This window comes from Cytobacillus sp. MT66, assembly GCF_058792595.1.
This window is the reverse complement of record NZ_JBXAFB010000003.1, coordinates 127,300-146,987: the sequence shown is the minus strand read 5'-3', so window position 1 is coordinate 146,987 and position 19,688 is coordinate 127,300. Positions and strand designations below refer to the sequence as shown.

Annotated in this window: 21 protein-coding genes and 1 riboswitch; of the genes, 15 read left to right on the top strand and 6 right to left on the bottom strand. The window is 37.7% G+C overall.

Annotation, left to right across the window (positions count from 1 at the left end):
• Positions 1-6: 6 nt before the first annotated feature.
• From AC1Q59_RS06680 to lexA, 4 genes are all read right to left on the bottom strand, one after another.
• Positions 7-1,074, bottom strand: coding sequence for a HAMP domain-containing sensor histidine kinase (locus tag AC1Q59_RS06680; protein ID WP_492365019.1), 1,068 nt, complete (start codon positions 1,072-1,074; stop codon positions 7-9).
• The gene (locus tag AC1Q59_RS06675) at positions 1,061-1,759 is read right to left on the bottom strand and encodes a response regulator transcription factor (protein ID WP_492365018.1); all 699 of its coding nucleotides are present in this window, start codon (positions 1,757-1,759) and stop codon (positions 1,061-1,063) included. The genes AC1Q59_RS06680 and AC1Q59_RS06675 overlap by 14 nt, the downstream gene beginning before the upstream one ends.
• Positions 1,760-1,773: 14 nt before the next feature.
• Entirely contained in the window at positions 1,774-2,487 is a 714-nt protein-coding gene (locus AC1Q59_RS06670; protein ID WP_492365017.1) for a cytochrome c biogenesis CcdA family protein, read from the bottom strand.
• Positions 2,488-2,745: 258 nt separating this feature from the next.
• Positions 2,746-3,369, bottom strand: coding sequence for a transcriptional repressor LexA (gene lexA / locus AC1Q59_RS06665; protein ID WP_492365016.1), 624 nt, complete (start codon positions 3,367-3,369; stop codon positions 2,746-2,748).
• Between the two features lie 154 nt (positions 3,370-3,523).
• Here lexA and yneA point away from each other — a divergent pair, with 154 nt between their 5' ends.
• The 12 genes from yneA to AC1Q59_RS06605 all read left to right on the top strand — a co-directional run bounded on the left by yneA (position 3,524) and on the right by AC1Q59_RS06605 (position 13,362).
• Positions 3,524-3,841 (top strand): cell division suppressor protein YneA, encoded by a 318-nt coding sequence (gene yneA, locus AC1Q59_RS06660; RefSeq protein WP_492365015.1) that lies wholly within the window; start codon positions 3,524-3,526, stop codon positions 3,839-3,841.
• A gap of 21 nt (positions 3,842-3,862) precedes the next feature.
• Entirely contained in the window at positions 3,863-4,510 is a 648-nt protein-coding gene (locus AC1Q59_RS06655; protein WP_492365014.1) for a YneB family resolvase-like protein, read from the top strand.
• 126 nt (positions 4,511-4,636) lie between these two features.
• Entirely contained in the window at positions 4,637-4,867 is a 231-nt protein-coding gene (locus AC1Q59_RS06650; protein ID WP_492365013.1) for a DUF896 domain-containing protein, read from the top strand.
• Between the two features lie 174 nt (positions 4,868-5,041).
• Positions 5,042-7,048 (top strand): transketolase, encoded by a 2,007-nt coding sequence (gene tkt / locus AC1Q59_RS06645; RefSeq protein ID WP_492365012.1) that lies wholly within the window; start codon positions 5,042-5,044, stop codon positions 7,046-7,048.
• Positions 7,049-7,241: 193 nt separating this feature from the next.
• The gene (gene sirA / locus AC1Q59_RS06640) at positions 7,242-7,679 is read left to right on the top strand and encodes a sporulation inhibitor of replication protein SirA (protein WP_492365011.1); all 438 of its coding nucleotides are present in this window, start codon (positions 7,242-7,244) and stop codon (positions 7,677-7,679) included.
• Positions 7,680-7,769: 90 nt separating this feature from the next.
• Positions 7,770-7,982: a YneF family protein gene (locus AC1Q59_RS06635; protein ID WP_492365010.1), complete on the top strand. Its 213-nt coding sequence runs from the start codon at positions 7,770-7,772 to the stop codon at positions 7,980-7,982.
• A 502-nt stretch (positions 7,983-8,484) separates the two neighbouring features.
• A complete protein-coding gene (locus tag AC1Q59_RS06630; RefSeq protein ID WP_492365009.1) occupies positions 8,485-9,252 on the top strand; it encodes a hypothetical protein in 768 nt (255 codons plus the stop codon).
• A gap of 226 nt (positions 9,253-9,478) precedes the next feature.
• Entirely contained in the window at positions 9,479-10,357 is an 879-nt protein-coding gene (locus AC1Q59_RS06625; RefSeq protein WP_492365008.1) for a DMT family transporter, read from the top strand.
• Between the two features lie 244 nt (positions 10,358-10,601).
• Positions 10,602-11,255 carry a DedA family protein gene (locus AC1Q59_RS06620; RefSeq protein ID WP_492365007.1) on the top strand — a complete coding sequence of 218 codons (654 nt, stop codon included), beginning with the start codon at positions 10,602-10,604 and terminating at the stop codon, positions 11,253-11,255.
• Positions 11,256-11,452: 197 nt separating this feature from the next.
• Entirely contained in the window at positions 11,453-12,370 is a 918-nt protein-coding gene (locus AC1Q59_RS06615; RefSeq protein WP_492365006.1) for a VOC family protein, read from the top strand.
• Between the two features lie 233 nt (positions 12,371-12,603).
• On the top strand, positions 12,604-13,113 hold the full coding sequence (locus tag AC1Q59_RS06610) for a glycine/sarcosine/betaine reductase selenoprotein B family protein (protein ID WP_492365005.1): 510 nt from the start codon (positions 12,604-12,606) through the stop codon (positions 13,111-13,113).
• Between the two features lie 66 nt (positions 13,114-13,179).
• A complete protein-coding gene (locus tag AC1Q59_RS06605; protein WP_492365004.1) occupies positions 13,180-13,362 on the top strand; it encodes a hypothetical protein in 183 nt (60 codons plus the stop codon).
• Between the two features lie 80 nt (positions 13,363-13,442).
• Here the strand turns inward: AC1Q59_RS06605 and AC1Q59_RS06600 are convergent, their stop codons facing one another.
• A complete protein-coding gene (locus tag AC1Q59_RS06600) occupies positions 13,443-14,306 on the bottom strand; it encodes an LppY/LpqO family protein (RefSeq protein WP_492365359.1) in 864 nt (287 codons plus the stop codon).
• A 175-nt stretch (positions 14,307-14,481) separates the two neighbouring features.
• Entirely contained in the window at positions 14,482-14,670 is a 189-nt protein-coding gene (locus AC1Q59_RS06595) for a hypothetical protein (RefSeq protein WP_492365003.1), read from the bottom strand.
• A 69-nt stretch (positions 14,671-14,739) separates the two neighbouring features.
• Positions 14,740-14,824: riboswitch (cyclic di-GMP riboswitch) on the bottom strand.
• Positions 14,825-15,660: 836 nt separating this feature from the next.
• On the opposite strand from AC1Q59_RS06595, the gene AC1Q59_RS06590 reads away from it, so the two are divergent.
• From AC1Q59_RS06590 to AC1Q59_RS06580, 3 genes are read left to right on the top strand one after another with little or no spacing between them, the layout of a single operon-like run.
• A complete protein-coding gene (locus AC1Q59_RS06590) occupies positions 15,661-17,307 on the top strand; it encodes a spore germination protein (RefSeq protein ID WP_492365002.1) in 1,647 nt (548 codons plus the stop codon).
• The gene (locus AC1Q59_RS06585) at positions 17,300-18,403 is read left to right on the top strand and encodes a GerAB/ArcD/ProY family transporter (protein ID WP_492365001.1); all 1,104 of its coding nucleotides are present in this window, start codon (positions 17,300-17,302) and stop codon (positions 18,401-18,403) included. Before AC1Q59_RS06590 ends, AC1Q59_RS06585 begins: the two co-directional genes overlap by 8 nt.
• Positions 18,400-19,608, top strand: a complete 1,209-nt coding sequence (locus AC1Q59_RS06580; protein ID WP_492365000.1) for a Ger(x)C family spore germination protein — start codon at positions 18,400-18,402, stop codon at positions 19,606-19,608. Before AC1Q59_RS06585 ends, AC1Q59_RS06580 begins: the two co-directional genes overlap by 4 nt.
• Positions 19,609-19,688: the final 80 nt, after the last annotated feature.

The window sequence follows — 19,688 nt, the reverse complement described above, 5'->3', positions numbered from 1 at the left end:
TGCGAGTTATTTTTTTATTAAGGGAAGCTTGATCCAAAAAGTATGGGAGGTTCCATCTGTGTCCAGTCCTAAATGTCCTCTGTGAGCACTTATTATGCTTTTGGCAATGGCAAGTCCAAGGCCAGCGCCACTTGACCTTGTACTTCTGGATTCGTCGAGGCGGTAAAAACGTTCAAAGATTAGATCCTTTTTCTCAGGATCTATGGATTGACCGATATGAGAAAAGGTAATTAAATATTGATCATTATTAATTTGACCGGTAACTTCAAGTTTATCTCCAGCGTTATAATCAAGGATATTTTGAAAAATATTTGTAAAAACTTGCATCAGGCCGTTTTTATTACCCTCAATAATTCCAGATTCTATCTGAAAGCTTGTTTCTGAAAACTTATCTTCCATTCTCAAATGAAAAACTTTTATTGATTCTGATAGTGTTTTATCGATTTCGACATGTTCAAAGGGTTTTTCTAAAAAATAGACGCCATTATTCCAAGAATTGAGTTCAGTAATTAGTTCAACAATTCCTGTAATTCGCCGAGATTCCTCTAAAAGTGAGCCAAATAATTCTGAGTTTCCTTCAATCACCTTATTTTGGAGAGCTTCGAGATAGCCATTTATATTTGTTAATGGTGTGCGAAGCTCATGGGCAATATCTCGAAGCATTTCTTCTCGCTGTTCTTGTACCTTATGGAGTGTATCGGCCATGGAATTAAAGTTCTCAATAAGGTCCTTCATTTCACCTGAGGCAGCTATATGGACTTTTGTGGGGTGATTTCTTTCTTTAATTTCTTTGGCTGCTGAGGACAATTGCTTAATCGGCTTGATGATTTTTTTTACGGTAATATAGTGAAATAAACCCGCGATAAAAAATGCAAGGACACTAACTTTAAATAAATAGCCATCTAAGGTATGAACAAGGACCTGTCCAGTCATATCTTCTGAATTAACCAAAAAACAGGCATAATTTTTAACTGATAAGCCGGCAAAAAGGATCACGAGAAGGATTACAATACTATTTAAAAACACTAACTTTAATAGAAGGTTTGACTTGGAAACTTTTTTAATGGCCCACAAATTTATACCCCATTCCTCTTACAGTTTGAATATAATCTTTAGGTGTCTTTTCCTTAATTTTTTCACGTAGATGCTTAATATGAACATCAATGGTGCGGTCAGATACGGCTTTTTCATTATTTTCGTAAATATACTGCAAAATTTGTTCCCTTGATAAGATCTGATTTGCATGCTGCATGAAGGTGTGAAGAAGTTTAAACTCAAACTGAGTTAAGTTTATTTGTTCACCATTAATCAAAGCTTCTCCTTTTGCAGGCTTAATAGTGAAACCTGTAAAAGTAAGCTTTCCGCATCGGCTGGCAGTTCTTCTCAATACTGCTTCAATGCGTACCATCAATTCAGCAGGACTAAATGGTTTGACTACGTAATCATCTGCGCCTAATTTAAACCCTTTTATACGGTCTTTTTCCGTTACTTTAGCAGTGAGCATAATGATTGGCATTAGACTTTTTAAATCTTCACGCACCCAAGTGCAAATTTCTTCACCGCTAATACCAGGTAACATAAGATCTAATATTAAAATACAGGGATCAAGTATTTCAATTTTTTCTTTTGCCTCATACCCATCTTTAGCTTCAATGACTTCGTATCCTTCCTTTTCTAGGTAGATTCTAACGAGATTACGGATTTTTGCATCGTCTTCAACTACTAATACTGATTTGCCGATAAGGTTAGTGTTAATCAAGTAATCACCCTTTTCTAAAGCTGAAATAAACTATAAGCTGATAACCAAGCACTTATTTTTTGCATTTGCCCGCTTAACACTAGGAAACCAAGCATAATCATGACCATCCCATTAATAAAAGCTAATTTTGATAGTAATTTATTAATTTTTCTCATTGTCTTTAAAGAATAGGATATAACAACTGATATGATAAGAAATGGAATAGCCATTCCAATTGAATAGGCAGCTAAAAGAAAGATCCCTTGAGTAAGAGTATCCGATGAACTTGCTAATAATAGTATGGATGATAAAGCAAGTCCCACACAAGGAGACCACCCGCTGGCAAAAGCCATCCCAAGTAATATTGAACTAAATATGCTTTTGGATTTTTGTTTAGGCTGAAATCTTTTTTCTTTCATGAGAAACTTAAATTTCAGCAATCCAGCCATCTGCAGACCAAATACGATAATTAGTAAACCCGCAATCTGCATAATTATTAACCGATACTCCATTAATAACTTTCCAATAAAACTGGCAGAAGCTCCAAGTGCAATAAAAATAATACTAAAACCAATGATAAAGCCCATAGATCGAAAATAAAGTTTTGAACGGTTGATTTCAAGCTTTGAGTCCTCAATTTTTCCGCCTGTTAAATGGGTGATATAGGCAGGCAAGAGGGGAAACACACAGGGAGAGAAAAAAGACAGCACTCCGCCAGCTAATGCAAAATATATTCCAATATCATTCATAGTCCTCACTCCTTCTATAGTTATTTTAAAAATGGTTTGTTAAAGTTTGATTAAGATAATCAAGTTCATCCATGTCATTTACATATAAAAGGGATCTGAATAGAATAGGACTATTTTGCTTTTGCTTTAATAGAGGGGCATATAATTCATTAAACGGCAGTAATAATACCTATACTCCAGGTGGAAGGATTAGCATGATAAGCAAGCCTTTTGTAAAATTGGATATAAAAAAAGGGATGCTAGATGCATCCCTTTTTTCTAGTGAATATGACGATATACCCCGATAACCTTCCCTAAAATGGAGACATTCCGAAGAATAATAGGTTCCATTGTGGAGTTTTCAGGCTGAAGTCTGATCCACTCCTTTTCTTTGAAAAAACGCTTGACCGTAGCTTCATCGTCCTCGGTCATTGCAACGATGATTTCTCCGTTATTGGCCGTGCTTTGCTGCTTGACTATAACATAATCTCCATCTAGTATTCCTGCTTCAATCATACTTTCACCCATGACTTCAAGCATGAAAATTTGTTCGTCCGATGGAGCGAATCTTTCCGGAAGCGGGAAGTACTCCTCGACATTTTCAATTGCTGTAATAGGCTGTCCAGCTGTTACTTTTCCTACGATCGGGACATTAATTACACGATAATCTGGTATTTGCTGAGGATCTTCTAAATCTAGTATTTCAATTGCCCGCGGCTTCGTGGGGTCCCTGCGGATTAATCCTTTGCTTTCAAGTCTTGAAAGATGACCGTGAACCGTGGAGCTAGAGGCAAGTCCGACAGCTTCCCCAATTTCTCTGACAGAAGGCGGATAGCCCTTTAGCTTAACCTCTTCTTTAATAAAATCTAATATATCCTGCTGCCTTTTAGATAACTTAACCATCGCATTACACCTCGGCTGTTTTTCTTACCATAAGTATAGCATCTTTTACCAAACAGTACAAACATAAGTTCGAATTTTTCTTGACACAAAACAAATGTTCTGGTTAAAATAAAAATATAAAAAGCGAACGTATATTCCGTATGAGGTGAAGATAATGAAATATTTATGGAACAAATACTCTTATACTATTGTTTTATTTGCCATCAGTCTATTAGCTGCATTTATGCTTTCCCTTCAAATAGATAGCCCGGAGAGTGAAAATTATATTAAAATTACTGTTAACGAAGGCGATTCTCTTTGGAAAATTGCTGAAGAATATTCAAATGAACATACATTAGCCATTAATGACTTTATTCACTGGGTTCAAAACAATAATGGTATTGCAGATGGAAGAATTTATCCAGGCGAAGAGATCATTATACCGGTAATTCAAGTAAATGAGACCCGGACAGAACTGGCAAGCTTAAAATAATAATTTATAGAAGGGGACTACATGAAAGCAATTATTTACTGCCGTGTCAGCACAACAAAAGAATCACAAGAAACATCATTAGCTAGGCAGGAAGAAGAGTTAAACAAATTGGCCAGCCAAATGGACTTTCAAATCATTAAAATTATCCGCGAACAGGCAAGCGGCTATGATTTAGAACGGGAAGGAATACTTGAGCTTCTCTCGATAATAAAGGAACAGAAAATTAATGCAGTACTAATACAAGATGAAACGAGACTTGGCAGGGGAAATGCAAAAATCGCCATTCTCCACTGTATTTTAAAAGAAGGTGTACAGCTATATACCATTTCTCATCATGGCGAGCTGCTGCTTTCCGATTCTGATTCCATGGTATTAAATATAGTTAGTATGGTAGAGGAGTATCAAAGAAAGCTGCATAATATAAAAATTAAACGAGGGATGAAAAGAGCTGTCAGAAATGGCTATAAACCTGAAAGAAACCTTTCCAATTTAGGTATTCACTCTGGACGTGAAAGGATTGAAGCACCTATCGAAGAAATCATCAGGCTCCGGCAGAATGGTCTGACATTCGCTGAAATAGCCGCTACACTAAGAGGTTTTGGATATGTGATATCCAAAGCAACTGTACATAGAAGATATCAGGAATATACAGCTTCATCTATAGAATAAAAGCAGATCATTCTCTTCAAATCAGGTTAAGTTTCTTGTAAATATCACTCTTTTCTAGTAACATGACCTTGAGTAAATCTGCGAGAACGATTTGCTCTAAGTAATTCTAGAATAAGGAGCTTGAAAATGCTGCCAAAAACCAAACTTGATCGTATTAATTTTCTGGCAAAGAAGGCTAAGGAATCAGGGCTAACAAAAGAAGAAGCGAAAGAGCAATCTGCCCTGCGCAGAGAATATTTAGAAACATTTCGTTCCTCCATGCTAACCACCTTAAAAGGGGTAACCATAATTGATCCAAATGGACAAGATGTTACACCTCAAAAGTTAAAAAATATCCAAAAGAAAAATTTACATTAATTAATAGAAGGGATACATGCATTTGTATGCCCTTTTTACATATTTAGATACCTTTTAGATAATATTACTAGACAAACCGACTTTTTTTGCAAAATTTGATACAATTTGTTGTATTAGGCAAAGGCTGCCTATAATATTAAAGAGTAATTATTACTCGCGGAGGGATTGGACAAAATGTTTGATCAAAATGATGCTTTATCGATAAGTTCTATTAGGACATTATCTATTGATGCAATTGAAAAGGCAAATTCCGGTCATCCTGGAATGCCTATGGGTGCAGCGCCGATGGCATATGCACTTTGGACAAGGTTTATGAACCATAATCCGAAAAATCCTAAGTGGTTTAACCGTGATCGTTTTGTACTTTCAGCTGGTCATGGTTCCATGCTATTATACAGCCTTCTTCATCTTTCTGGTTATGATGTTTCAATGGAAGATATTAAGGAATTCAGACAGTGGGGAAGCAAAACACCGGGACACCCAGAGTACGGCCATACACCAGGCGTTGATGCTACAACAGGTCCCCTTGGACAAGGCATTGCCATGTCAGTGGGAATGGCGATGGCTGAACGTCATTTAGCAGCCGTTTATAATAAAGAAGGCTTTCCGCTAGTTGACCACTATACATACAGCATTTGCGGAGATGGAGATTTGATGGAAGGGGTATCTGCAGAAGCTGCATCACTTGCAGGGCATTTAAAGCTTGGCAGATTAATCGTTCTATATGATTCAAATGATATCTCACTTGATGGCGATTTAAATAAATCCTTCTCTGAAAGTGTTGAACAGCGTTTTAAGTCTTACGGATGGCAATACTTGCGTGTTGAGGATGGAAATGATCTATCCGAAATCTCAAAAGCCATTGAAGAGGCCAAAGCAGATGAAAATCGTCCTGCGATGATTGAAGTAAGAACGATTATTGGCTATGGCTCACCGAATAAATCTGGTAAATCTGATGTACACGGTGCTCCGCTTGGTGCAGACGAATTAAAGTTAACCAAGGAATCTTATAATTGGACCTTCGATCAAGACTTCCATGTGCCTGAAGAAGTATACGAGCAATTTAGGAAACATGTGGCAGAAAAAGGTGCTAAGACGGAACAAGAGTGGAACGACTTATTCTCGCAATATAAGGATAAGCACCCGGAACTTGCTTCCCAGCTAGAACTTGCAATCAATGGCAGCCTTCCAGAAGGCTGGGATAAGGACATTCCAGTATATGAAGAAGGAAAAAGCCTTGCTTCCCGTGCATCTTCCGGTGAAGCACTAAATGCAATCGCCAAGAATCTTCCTTTCTTCATTGGGGGATCTGCAGATCTTGCTGGCTCCAACAAAACAACCATTAAAGGCGGGGGAGATTATTCACCTGAAGCCTTTGATGGCAAAAATATTTGGTTTGGTGTGCGTGAATTTGCCATGGGAGCAGCCCTTAATGGAATGGCGCTGCATGGCGGGTTAAAAGTATTTGGCGGAACATTCTTTGTCTTCTCTGATTATTTGCGTCCAGCTGTAAGACTTGCTGCGTTAATGGGACTTCCAGTTACTTATGTATTTACACATGATAGTATCGCTGTTGGTGAAGACGGACCGACACATGAACCAATTGAGCAGATTGCCTCTCTTCGTGCAATGCCGAATCTTTCCGTCATTCGTCCGGCTGACGGAAATGAAACAGCAGCAGCTTGGAAATTAGCAGTTGAATCAACAGACAAACCAACTGCTTTAGTATTAACACGTCAGAACTTGCCAACACTTAGCGGTACTGATGCAAGAGCCTATGAAGGTGTTTCAAAAGGTGCATATGTGGTTTCACCGGCAAGCAGCGGAGAAGCTGATGCTTTATTAATTGCTTCCGGCTCTGAGGTTAATTTAGCTGTTGCTGCACAGAAGGCTTTAGAAGCAGAAGGTATTCAAGCATCGGTTGTTAGCATGCCGTCATGGGATCGTTTTGAGGCACAATCGAAAGAATATAAAGAAAGTGTTCTTCCGAAAACTGTGAAAAAACGCTTGGCTATTGAAATGGGTTCTTCCCTTGGCTGGCATCGGTATGCCGGAGATGAGGGAGATGTGTTAGCGATCGATCAATTCGGTGCATCTGCTCCAGGCGAAAAAATCATCGAAGAATACGGCTTTACCGTTGCTAATGTAGTGAACCGTGTAAAACAATTGTTGAATAACTAAGATACTTTTCAGGGGAGAGTCTAAAAAGGGACTCTCCCTTTTGTTAGGCTAACATAAAACTGAATCCTCCTATTGGTCATACTTCTATTTTTCGACAAAATTAGCGAAAGTTTTTGACACCTTCAGACACAATCTTTAAATCCGCTTCTTTATAATGGGAAGAAAGGGGTTTGTCCAAAGAGGAGAGGTTTGAATGAGGGCCTATCAGTTATACTTAATTGAAGAAGAATTCGCTACCCATTACTTTGGCAGGGAAAGAATGTTTTTTCAGTTATTCGATGAATTTGAAAAATCAAATGGCTATTTGAAAAACATTCTATTAAAACAAATTCAATTTATTACTAAACCGATACCAGCATTGAGACTTCATCAATATATAAATCAGCAGCTATATCATCAAAAAGGTTTTTTGTACGAAAATGGGACATACTATATAGAAATGGGAAAAAGAAGCAGAGCTAGGCTTGAAATAAAAGATAAATGTCTCATCTTAGAGGCCTCGGGCAGTTATGAAGCAGAAACGATCTTTTTTGAGGTCTTAAGAAAAGCAGAATCTTCCTTTCTGGCCATTGATTTAAAGCATCATCGCTACGGGTGGCTAAAACCAATCAAAGAAAGGAAATTCGTATAAAAATGAGAGATTTTTTTCAAAGCAAATATTGTATAATATCCTTTGGTCTAGTACACTGAATGATAGACAACACGAAGGAGGAAAAATTGAATGTGGACTTATATTCTAGTTGGTATTCTGGCTTTGCTTGCCGGTGTAGCACTAGGATTTTTCATTGCTCGTAAATACATGATGAGCTACCTAAAGAAAAATCCGCCAATTAATGAACAAATGTTAAAAATGATGATGATGCAAATGGGCATGAAGCCATCGCAAAAGAAAATCAATCAAATGATGCAGGCTATGAATAAGCAGATGAAATAATGAAACGTTGATTTATCAATGTTTTTAGATTGATTTTCTTTGATGAAAACTAATAAGACCTATTTATAGAAAAGTGAATCTTTTTCTCGGAAAATTTATCAAATCTGGTCTACTTTCATCATTTCAAATCAAGGCTACTTTTACAATGGGAACTATCTTGTAAAGGTGGTCCTTTTTTAATGTTTTAAGAAGTAATAAGTTAAATCCCAAAGGTAATATAACATTAGAGTTAAAATTAGTTAAACAAAGAGACAAAACTTACAAATCATACAGTTAGTTGAGAAAAAACATGGCATCCATTAAGTTGGGTGCTTTTTTATGTTGCAGAACTGGAAGGTAATAACAAATAGTTATTTGTATTCGAACTAGACTTTTTAAATATACCTTTTAGTTCATTATACTTAGGGATAAGGTTTAATAAATATAGAAATTCTTAACAAAATTTTATAAAATATAGTATATTAGTATTATTATCCATTTATTACATATAAGAGGTGAACACATGTCAGAGGATTTGTCTAAAGAAGAGACTTTAAGGGAAATTGAACGTATTCTATTCCTTCTCAGGAAAAGATCTAGAACTGAATCGGAGTTACGTTCCTTAAATCATGTAGATCCCGAAATCAAAGAAGTGCAATCTGGAATAAAGGATTATTTATTTATCTTTATGATTGTAGTGGGGACTTTTATAGGGGGATATCTTGTTTCGTATGTTGCAATATTTATTATCTTATTGGTATTAGAAATTTTAGGGATATTTCAAGTGGAAAGTATTTCAATTATTAAATACATCTCTCTTGTTCTGAGTTGTTTAGCAACAATTGGTATAATTTATATATTGATTAGTGATAGTAATGCCTACAAAAGAAAAGTTGAATCAAGTATATTAAAAAGAAACAAACAGTTAAATCAGATTGAGGAAAATAAGGAAAAAATAAGAAAATTACAATTGTCTATTCAACATGCAACTTACGATATCTATAAAAATTTACGTATTCCTCAAGCATATGTAAATGAAAAGGATTTGGGTCAATTAACAACTATTCTGTCTTATTATGGACAGGCTAGCACCTTAAAAGAAGCTATTCAAGTTTTAGAAGAGAAAAAGCGGCATAATGAAATGCTGCAGGCACAAAGCAGAGTCTCAGAACAATTGGAACAAAACATGCTATATCAACAAGAAATGGCAAGGCAAATATCTTCACAGATTAATGATCAAGTTGGAAGCTTGCATAAGGAAATAGACGATTTAAACAGGAAAATATGGTGAAATACATTAATCTTAATAAGACATTCTTATTTTGAGTGCTTCTTTTTTGAAAAGAAAAGAATGATTACTTTAAAGGTTATTAGATTAGTAAACCGCTTTTTCATAGTGAAAAAGCGGTTTTTTGTATGTAAATAACGGTGATATTCAAAAAAATGTTAACAAAAAATCATTCGGTGCCTTATAATCATCTTATTGTGTGTTAGAGAGAGAGTCAGGAGGAGAACAAATGAAACATTACATCGGCGATGGCATGCTGCTTATTACAGCAATTGTATGGGGGAGCGGATTTGTAGTTACAGCCATTGCGCTCGAGTATTTAACCGCTTTTCAAGTAATGGCCGGCAGATTTGTTTTGGCTACACTTCTGCTTTCCATATTATTTGGCTATAAATTTAAAAAGTTTAATAAATCAATTGTTTGGAAAGGAGCCCTTCTAGGTACCTTTTTATATATCGGTTTTGCCCTGCAGACAGTCGGTTTGCAGTATACAACACCATCTAAGAATGCCTTTTTGACCGCGGTTAATGTGGTGATTGTTCCTATTATTGCTTATTTTATTTATAAGCGAAGAATTGATCGATATGAAATAATCGGCTCAGTACTGGCTATCATTGGCATCGGATTTTTATCATTAAAGGGCTCTATGACCATCAATATTGGGGATGCCTTATCACTAGCGTGTGCAGTCGCTTTTGCTTTTGATATATTTTATACGAATAAGTTTGTCAAAAAGGAAGATGCCCTTTCCCTGACAATTATGCAATTCATAACAGCCTCCTTGCTGAGTGTCCTGACAGTAGCCATTCAGGGGGATATACCAGCAGCTTTAGAAAAAGAAGCATGGTATTCTATCATTTATTTAGCATTATTTTCAACAACCATTGCCTATGTTTTCCAAAATCTAGCTATGCAATATACAACGGCAACAAAGGCAGCCATTATTTTATCAATGGAATCCTTTTTCGGGATGCTTTTATCTGTCATCTTCTTGCATGAATTACTGACCGGGAGAATGATCATCGGGGCAACGCTCATTTTGGTGGCCATCTTAATAGCCGAATTGAAGCCCTCCTTCCAGAAGAAACATACAGTGGACTTACAATAAACTAGCTAATACTTTATCAATTTAATAAATGGAAAGCATATCGGAAAGACCTATTGTAAGTAAAGATAATGGCAGATAAAAGCTATTTAAATTAGCAAGATATGATCTCTTTAGTTACAATAAAATAGGAAATATATTTCTGGGATGATCCTATTCGCTCTTTTTTATAATGACTGAATGGGATCATATAAAAAGAATCCGCATCAAAACGGTTTTTTATCGTTGAAAGCAGAGGAGTATATCTATGGACATTATTCAAGGACTCATTAGCTTTATTCTACATATTGATGAACATCTTGCCGAGATTATTGATAAATTTGGCGGCTGGTCATATGCGATATTATTTTTAATCGTCTTTGTAGAAACTGGTGTTGTCATATTTCCGTTTTTACCAGGTGATTCCCTATTATTTGCCAGTGGTGCCTTTGCTGCAGTAGGAGCGTTCAATTTACCTTTATTACTTGTAGTTTTTTTTGCAGCTGCCGTGTTAGGTGATACGGTGAATTATCATATTGGGAAGAAGATTGGGACATCCATTCCGCATAATAGCTGGATTGGCAAAATGATTAATCAAGAAAAAATGGAGAAAGCAGAGGCCTTCTTCAATAAACATGGAGCTAAAACAATTGTCATAGCTCGTTTTATGCCTTTTATTCGGACGTTTGTTCCATTTGTTGCTGGTGCTAGTCGAATGCATTATCGATATTTCCTTACTTACAATATTGCTGGTGCCATTCTTTGGGTTGGCCTATGTACAATGTTAGGCTATTTGTTCGGCAATATCCCAATAATTAAGGAAAATTTTTCAACTGTGATCTTATTGATTATCTTTGTTTCTGTACTTCCAGCCATTATCACTTATATGAAGAATAAACGGCAAGCAAGAACAAGACAGTAGAGATAAGATGAAAAGGGCTGTTTAGGAAGTTAGCAAAATGACTTTCTAATACAGCCCTTTTTTATCAGGACAGGCTGCACTTATACTTTTGTAATTTTAAGCAGCAACAGCAAAAGGAATTCTTGAATTAATTGTTGAATGGAATAAAGCAGGATAGACAATAAAATAAATGAAAAGTATTCCAAGGAGGAATTAGGGTGATAAAAACCAATCAGAACATCGTTCCACACTTATGGTTTGATAAGGAAGCTAATGAAGCAGCAGATTTTTATGCTTCCATATTTCCAGATTCAAGAATTACGGATGTAATAACACTGCAGAACACACCATCAGGTGATGCAGAATTAGTTTCTTTTGAATTGTGCGGTCAGAAGTTTATGGCGATCAATGCAGGACCTTTTTTCACATTTAATCCATCAGTGTCTTTCATGGTTAATTTTGACCCATCGCGGGAAAAAGACGCGAGTGAAAAAATAAAAGAGGTTTGGAACAAATTGTCTGAGGGTGGCACTGTAATCATGCCATTTGGCCAGTATCCTTTTAGTGAAAAATACGGGTGGATTCAAGATAAATTTGGTTTGTCGTGGCAGTTGATTCTGACCAATCCAGAAGGGGAAGAGCGGCCTGCGATCATACCGTCGCTAATGTTTGTCGGTGATAAATCCGGCAAAGCGGAAGAGGCTATTCAATTTTATGTATCCGTATTTAACAACTCGAAGCTAGGTATGATTGCCCGTTACCCTCAAGGCATGGAACCTGACAAAGAAGGAACCATAATGTTTTCTGAATTCTGCTTAGAGAATCAGTGGTTTACCGCCATGGATAGCGCAAGAGATCATAAGTTCGATTTTAATGAAGCCATCTCATTTATGCTATATTGCGACACACAAGAGGAGATTGATGAATACTGGGATAATCTTTCTGCAGTTCCTGAGTCCGAGCAATGCGGATGGATGAAGGATAAGTATGGTTTGTCCTGGCAGATTGTGCCAAGAGAAATGAACGATATGATGAGCAGCAAGAGCACACCAGAACAAATTGCTTGTGTTAGTCAGGCCACACTTAAAATGAAGAAACTTAATCTTGCAGAATTACAGAATGCATACAGGGGATAAAGTAACTGTAGTCTGCTACTCCCTAAGTAATGGTTTTGGTACTGGCCGCCATTATTGGAGCATCTTTGATTTATTTTTGTATCACACAAGAATAAAAGAAGGAACATGAACTAAAAAAGGTATCCCAGAGTGAAGTCGATAATACCTATTAGTATGGCGCGATAAATGTTGAATGCTTTTGATTTAAAAAGGATGGAATCCAAATGACTCGTGCAAAAAGGAGGTGGAATTTAATGAAGCGAACGACAAGAATAAAGTCAAAACTAGCGGTTGCCTTTTCAAGTTATTTCCTAAAAGCATATAATCATTTCACCTTAAAGCATGTGAATCAGCATGAAGATTGTCCTGAAACGACATTAACAAAGCCCCTCAGTGAATGTAATGTTGCCTTGCTTACAACAGCAGGGGTTCATTTAAAATCGGATACACCCTTTAATGTCGATAATCCTGCGGGAGATCATACGATCCGAATCATTCCTTCTAACACGGAGGAAGAGGATCTTACGGTTACACATATTTATTATGATACAAAATCTGCAAAGATCGACCCTTCTATTGTTTTTCCGCTCAAACAGCTAAACTCCTTGGCGGAAGAAGGGGTTATCGGTTCGGTTGCAGACGCGAACATTGGATTGAACGGAGGCATTTTGAATACAGCTCTTGTTGAAGCCGAATCTATTCCAAAGGTGATCGAACGATTGAAAATGGAGAATGTGGATGCCGCCCTGCTGGTGCCTGGCTGAGGAGCCTGCCACAATGTACTCGGGCTGTATGCTCGGGCTTTAGAGAATGCGGGAATTGTCACAGCAATGGTTACCATATTACCTGAAATTACAGAAAAGGTGGGTGTCCCAAGAGTTTTACATGTCCCCTTTAAGCTGGGCAGACCTTGCGGGGAACCATTTGATTTTGAGACAAGACGAAAGGTGCTCGATCAGCTGCTGGAGCTGCTTAAGAAACCGTCTGCAACCATGATAGAATACGAGGTTTAATTTCGCTGCACTTCCGGTAATATAATGAAAAAGGGGCTCCAGAAGAATAGTCAAAACTGTTTCTGGATAGCCCCGCAGAATTATGGTCTGATCTTATTTTTTTGCAGCACTTGAAAGGAATCAGCCACATCTTCAGCAAATTGCAGAGGCTGATCTATTTTTACAAAGTGTATATACATTAATTTAGGCTTATCAAATAGCCAGTGATTATGGAATGCAGTTACAAAAATATCATGCTCGCGCAGCCTGCTGGCTAATGGGTTAAATTCCTCTTCTAATATAACTGATTCTCCGCTGCAAAGAGCTCTTCCATCTGATGTCATCGATTCAAAAACAAACATTTGCGGGATTAACAAAAATGACTTTCCTCGTCTTCCAAGTACACGGGGCATGATATTATGCCGTGATTTCATGACGGTGCAAACGCCATTATCAAAGGTATGCATTTCTCCATCTAGTATTCTATTAAACTCCTCACAAACATCCCCGCCGCGTCTGTTTGCCATACGATTTGACCGGCCCGGACGTCCAATGGTTCTTGTTGTCAGCAAGTCTAAAGCCCTTTTAACCTTCCTGGCAAATTCGAGCGGTTCTTCTATTTTTTCAAAATGCATGTACATCAGGCGCGGGTCATCAAACAGCCAGTGATTATGAATCGCCGTCACAATAATATCATTTTCCCTTAGACAGGTTAGAAATGGGTTAATCTCATCCTGCAGAATGACGGTTTCACCAAGGCATAAGGCTTTCCCATCTTTGTCCTGATTCTCAAAAGAAAACGCCTGCGGGACAAACATGAAGGATTCTGCTCTTCTGCCTAAGACTGTTGGGTGAAGATTTGTCCGTGATCTTGTTGCTGTACACACACCATTTACAACTCCCGGAGTGGCCCCAAGAATATCAGCGAACTCCTGGCATAACTCCCCTGGCTCCATGCTGCTCATCTTTTCCAATCCCTATTCATCTCCCTGAAATCAAACTTCAATGCAGTTTATTCCAGGAATCAGAATTAGGGGCCTGACTATCTTACTTTGGGCAGAAGAAGAATATATACAGGTGTGGGACTAGACAATAGTGCAGTTAGTAATATGTAAGTACAAATACATAAAGATCCATCAATTATTCAATGATGGATCTGCATGTGGGGCAATTAATATCAACTTCAGGTTTAAATCGAATTTTTTTAAGGTCATTTCGGGTAAATGTAGCAAATGCATTATATTTAATTCCGCATAAGCACCGATTTTGATCCATTACAATGTGTCTTTTCTTTGTTTCATCATCGAAAACGGTCGGTAAATAAATCATTATTTCTCCCTCTTAATTAGATAGTAGGCAAATTAGAAAGAGAATGCTGTTCCCATATACAAGATAGCTCTTGGCAACCCGGCTGCCATGACTTGAACGTTTTAGGCCCGTGGCTTTGCGTCTTTTACTTTCGTAAAATTTGCCCAAAGCATATATTATCACAATTTTAATAAAATAAAAAAGGGTTGTCTTCTTTTTTATGCCTTTGCGCCAATTTCCTCTCTAGCAAATGATCTTAGCTAAATCTATAAAAATTTTTGATTACATTTTTAATAGAAAGTTAACAATTTAATTAAGAATGGTTCATTCCCCAATAAATCGACAACTTTTTAAAAAATGCTTGTCTATAATGGCAATAACAAAGAAATGAATCCCAAAGTGGATTTGAAGAAAAAAGGGATGGGGAGAAATGATATGGAGATTGTCAGTTATTTAACCACATACATCATGGTTTTATCTGTTATTATTTGGATGATTAACATTACTATGAATCAGTTTAAAAAGTAAATTGCTAAGAGAAAGGGAATCAGCTTGGCTTGAATAATGTATGGATGTAGTTAAATCGAGAATTGCTTCTGACAGGACAAGCTGAAAAACCCTCGATCGAGTCAGAAACGAGGGCTGATTCGGACACTTTAATGAGATCTTCCACAGGCTTAATCCCCGTTATCTTCCCACAAAAAAAATTAAGTATCACCTATTCCTATCACACTTGCACATAAGCACAAATCCAAAATTCAATCCTCTAAAATCCCTAAATAACCTTTAACAAATAATTCTCTGCAAGACTCCTCAATTGCAGACTTCCTTTAAAAAATAGTCCATTTTACTCACCGCACCATCCTTTTTCCTATTTTCTATATTTTGGGCACGGGTATTAAATAAAAATACTTAGCTTCGCAAATATTAGTTTTTAACAAACAAATCAATGCACGTAAAAAAAATTCAAAATACATAATAGACATTCACTCTAAAAAAGGAGGGGGAGCTTTGATTTTCAGGAAAAAGCATATAAAAAATGAAAATCAAAAAGGGAAATGGCCTTTAAACGATGCCAGGGACAGCTTAAACAATAAGAAACTCAAGAAAGGCATCAATGATAATGTAGCTGATGTGAAGAATATTTTTCAAAACGACTCTGATTTTATTTCAAGAAAGTTTCAGCTCTGTGGAACAATCACTGCTGAGGCTTTATTTATTAGTACTATAGTGGATACAGATAAAATCAATAGGGATATTATTCGTCCTTTGCAGGAAAAAAGGCAAGATCCAATAGCAGATTTCACGCCCCTCACATTAGATAAAAAACAAGAAAGTAGGAAGAAAGATTTCCTGCAATGGCTGCTTGATGATGTCTTATATCATTGTGCCGGTGAAACAGCAGAAGAAATGCAATCAGTAATAAATGCGCTGCTGCGGGGAAAAACGGTAATTTTCATCGATGGGGCAGAAGAAGCTTTACTTCTTGATACCTACAAGCCGGAAAAACGGGGAATTGAACAGCCTGAAACAGAACGGGTCGTTCGTGGACCAAGAGAAGGATTTATCGAACAAATACAAACAAATATCTACCTTCTTCGTTATCGGCTGCCAGTGCCTGAATTCAGAGTGGAACCAATGGTGGCCGGGAAGACAACAAAAACGAAAATATCGGTTTGTTACTTGGATAATCTTGCAAGTAAAGAATTGGTCAATGAGGTTAAAAGAAGAGTTAATGACATCTGCATTGATCGTATTTTAGATGCTGGGTACATTGAACAGCTTATTCAAGATAATCCTCGCTCTCCATTCCCGCAAATACAAAACACGGAACGGCCTGATAAAGCAGTTGGCAACCTTTTAGAAGGCAGGGTCGTGATTTTAGTCGATGGCTCGCCTTTTGCATTAATTGTTCCCGCTATCTTTAATCAGTTTTATCATACAAGTGAAGATTATAATGATCGCTGGCTGGTAGCTTCACTAGTCCGTATCATTCGATTTGTTGCCCTTATTTTTGCTTTGACCTTTTCATCCTTTTACATAACCATTTTGTCGTTTCATCCAGAGCTGATTCCTGCGAAATTTGTGGTGGCTGCTTCTAGTGGACGGGCGGGCGTACCGTTCCCTGTTGTGGTTGAAGTATTGGTTATGGAAGTTTCAATGGAGATCTTACGGGAAGCAACCGTACGAATGCCGCAGCAGGTTGGTGGCGCTTTGTCTATCGTTGGTGTCCTAGTCATTGGTCAAGCCGCGGTTATGGCAGGTTTTGTTAGCCCTATTACGGTGGTTATTATTGCGATGTCTACGATAGGCTCATTTGCTACACCCTCTTACAACGCAGCAACAGCCTTTCGAATGTTACGCTTCCCTCTTATTATCCTATCAGGGATGTTTGGACTTTTAGGTCTTTCTGTAGGACTTATGTTTATCATCAATCACATGCTGTCATTGCGTTCTTTTGGCATTCCTTACCTGGCTCCCGTTTCACCGGGGAACTTGCAGGGATTTAAAGATTCCGTCATTCGTGCACCCCTTCGATGGTTAAAGGAACGGCCTGCCCAATTACATCCACAAGATGTAACAAGAGTAGCTAGCGGGGTGAAAAAGGGATCAGCTAACACCCTTCAAGATAATGAAGGAGGAAAGTCTGATGCATAAACATAGAGAACATATAACACCTATCCAACTAGCATCTATTATTATAAGCACGATGCTTGGTGTGTCCATGTTAGCTTTTTCTAAATTTGTTGTAGACGGATCCGGCTCAGGTTCACCACTGGCAAGTCTCGTTGGAGCAATCATTGCCTTTATTGGGCTGCTGGCAGTTGTTCTATTAGGAAAGAGATTTCCTGAAAAGACAATCATCGGGTACAATGAAACCATTTTAGGAAAGCCTTTGGGAAGATTCATAAATGTGCTCATCATCCTCTTTTTTGCTATTCTAATGGGACTTGAAACACGCCAATTCGCAGAAGTGGTAGCAGGTGCGCTTCTTCCGAATACGCCTATACAAATAACTATCTCCATGATGATCTTGCTCTGTGCCGCGGCAAGCTTGCAAAATGTGGCTACATTTGCATATATTCATTTTTTCTATATGCCACTCATTTTGCTTCCTATAACAATCGTCTTGATTTCTGCCTTTTGGGATATTGAGACCTATCATTTATTTCCGATAATTGGACATAATTCTTCATTTAAGGAATTTATGAGTGGGGGACTAGTGGTTACACAGGCCATTTTAAACTTTTTTGTCATCTCGATGGTCATTCCCTTTATGAAGGACCCGAAAAAGTGTATAAAAAGTGGCATTTTCGGATTTTGGATTGGCAGTTTCTTTGTGGTAGTTATCGTCATCATGTCCCTAGGCGTTTTTGGAGAAGAAGAAATGAAGCAAATGTTTTGGCCAACTTTAGTTCTTGGAAGAATGATTCAGGTTCCTTTGGAAATTTTAGCCCGAATTGATGCCCTTTTGCTTATATCATGGATTTATGGGGTATTCACTACCCTTCTGTCCTATTACTTTGTATTTGTTAGAGGCATTGGTGAGCTTTTTCGGTTCAGGCATGATCGGATCATCTCCCTAGTTGGATTTCCCGTAACTTTTATCATTGCAATATTCCCGCAGGATATTTACCAGATGTATGATTTTATTTTACAGGTAACGTTCTATGGGATTTTCTTAACCGTTTTTTACCCTGTTCTTCTATTGGTCGTAGCCAAAATCCGCAATAAGGGAGGGGTATCAGTGTGAGAAAATCTTGTGTTTATTTGTACATGATTATCTCCTCACTAATATTAACTGGCTGCTGGGATCGGTATGAATTAGAAGAGAGAGCCAATATTTTAGGATTGGCCATTGATTTAGCAGATGAGGATGAGATAGAGAAAGAGCCCGAGGTTACACATCGGCTAAACCACTTTCCTGGGGGGAAAACAGGCCAATTTTACAAGATAACAGCTCAAGTTGCCGTCCCAGGCAAGATTAAGTTAGGGCCCGAGGGCGGGGGTGGAGAAGGATCAGAAAAAACGGCATGGATTATTAAAACATTCGGACATACGATGAATGATGCCATGGCAAACCTGCAGCAGCAGCTTGCTGAAAAACTCTATTTAGGTCATTTGCAAATTATTGTAGTTTCCAGAGAGGTATCGGAAAAAGGTGTATCGGAAATTAATGACTTTCTGAGACGAGATCCTGAAGTGCGAAGAACAGCGTGGATGATTATTGATGATAAAGATGCTTCTAAGGTATTAAAAGCAGCCCCACCTATTGAAACAGTCCCTTCTCTTTATCTTTCGGATACATTAGATAACGCTGTACGTTTTGGCAAATTGCCAAGAGAATACATGGGAAAGTTTTGGATTGATCTATCGGATGACGGAGTTGATGCAACGCTCCCAGCGGTAAAGGTAATGGGTAATGACAGGCTTTTGATCGATGGGATGGCTTTTTTTAAGGGAGATAAGATGGTAGGGAGGACTACACCGGGTGAGATCGGTGCCTACATGGGTATGAAGGAAAAAAGTCCAGGCGGTTATTCCATTATTGTTTCTATAGAAGATGAAGAAGGAGTATATTTGATTAAATCTCTAAAAAGAAAGTCAAAAACGGCTGTAGAAATTAGAGATGGCAAGCCGATGGCCTTTATTAATATAAAGGTGGAAGCGGCCATTGAGGAAAAGACAAATGACAGCAAGCTTGATAGTGATACTTTAAAAAAGGTCGAACTAGCGGCTAATAAAAAGGCAGAAGAAATCTGCAGCGAATTAGTGAAAAAACTTCAAGAAAAAGGTTCAGATATATTTGGGCTTGGAGCAAGAGTAAAAGCAAAATACGCGGGCTATTGGGAAAGGGAAGTCAATACAGACGAACAATGGTCAAATGTCTTTAAGGAAATGGAGATCAAGGTAAAAGCTGATTTCAATATACGAAGGGCTGGCATGGAAATAAATTAATTGAGTTTAAATATAATCTCCACATTTATAAATAAGTCAGAATAAAAATCCTGTGTATTAAATATGCAGGATTTTTTCTG

Excerpts from the sequence above, each read along its gene's own strand:
- AC1Q59_RS06670 (WP_492365017.1), bottom strand. The coding sequence starts at position 2,487 with ATGAATGATATTGGAATATATTTTGCATTAGCTGGCGGAGTGCTGTCT.
- lexA (WP_492365016.1), bottom strand. The coding sequence starts at position 3,369 with ATGGTTAAGTTATCTAAAAGGCAGCAGGATATATTAGATTTTATTAAA.
- yneA (WP_492365015.1), top strand. The coding sequence starts at position 3,524 with ATGAAATATTTATGGAACAAATACTCTTATACTATTGTTTTATTTGCC.
- AC1Q59_RS06655 (WP_492365014.1), top strand. The coding sequence starts at position 3,863 with ATGAAAGCAATTATTTACTGCCGTGTCAGCACAACAAAAGAATCACAA.
- AC1Q59_RS06650 (WP_492365013.1), top strand. The coding sequence starts at position 4,637 with ATGCTGCCAAAAACCAAACTTGATCGTATTAATTTTCTGGCAAAGAAG.
- tkt (WP_492365012.1), top strand. The coding sequence starts at position 5,042 with ATGTTTGATCAAAATGATGCTTTATCGATAAGTTCTATTAGGACATTA.
- sirA (WP_492365011.1), top strand. The coding sequence starts at position 7,242 with ATGAGGGCCTATCAGTTATACTTAATTGAAGAAGAATTCGCTACCCAT.
- AC1Q59_RS06635 (WP_492365010.1), top strand. The coding sequence starts at position 7,770 with ATGTGGACTTATATTCTAGTTGGTATTCTGGCTTTGCTTGCCGGTGTA.
- AC1Q59_RS06630 (WP_492365009.1), top strand. The coding sequence starts at position 8,485 with ATGTCAGAGGATTTGTCTAAAGAAGAGACTTTAAGGGAAATTGAACGT.
- AC1Q59_RS06625 (WP_492365008.1), top strand. The coding sequence starts at position 9,479 with ATGAAACATTACATCGGCGATGGCATGCTGCTTATTACAGCAATTGTA.
- AC1Q59_RS06620 (WP_492365007.1), top strand. The coding sequence starts at position 10,602 with ATGGACATTATTCAAGGACTCATTAGCTTTATTCTACATATTGATGAA.
- AC1Q59_RS06610 (WP_492365005.1), top strand. The coding sequence starts at position 12,604 with ATGAAGCGAACGACAAGAATAAAGTCAAAACTAGCGGTTGCCTTTTCA.
- AC1Q59_RS06605 (WP_492365004.1), top strand. The coding sequence starts at position 13,180 with ATGGTTACCATATTACCTGAAATTACAGAAAAGGTGGGTGTCCCAAGA.
- AC1Q59_RS06600 (WP_492365359.1), bottom strand. The coding sequence starts at position 14,306 with ATGAGCAGCATGGAGCCAGGGGAGTTATGCCAGGAGTTCGCTGATATT.
- AC1Q59_RS06595 (WP_492365003.1), bottom strand. The coding sequence starts at position 14,670 with ATGATTTATTTACCGACCGTTTTCGATGATGAAACAAAGAAAAGACAC.
- AC1Q59_RS06585 (WP_492365001.1), top strand. The coding sequence starts at position 17,300 with ATGCATAAACATAGAGAACATATAACACCTATCCAACTAGCATCTATT.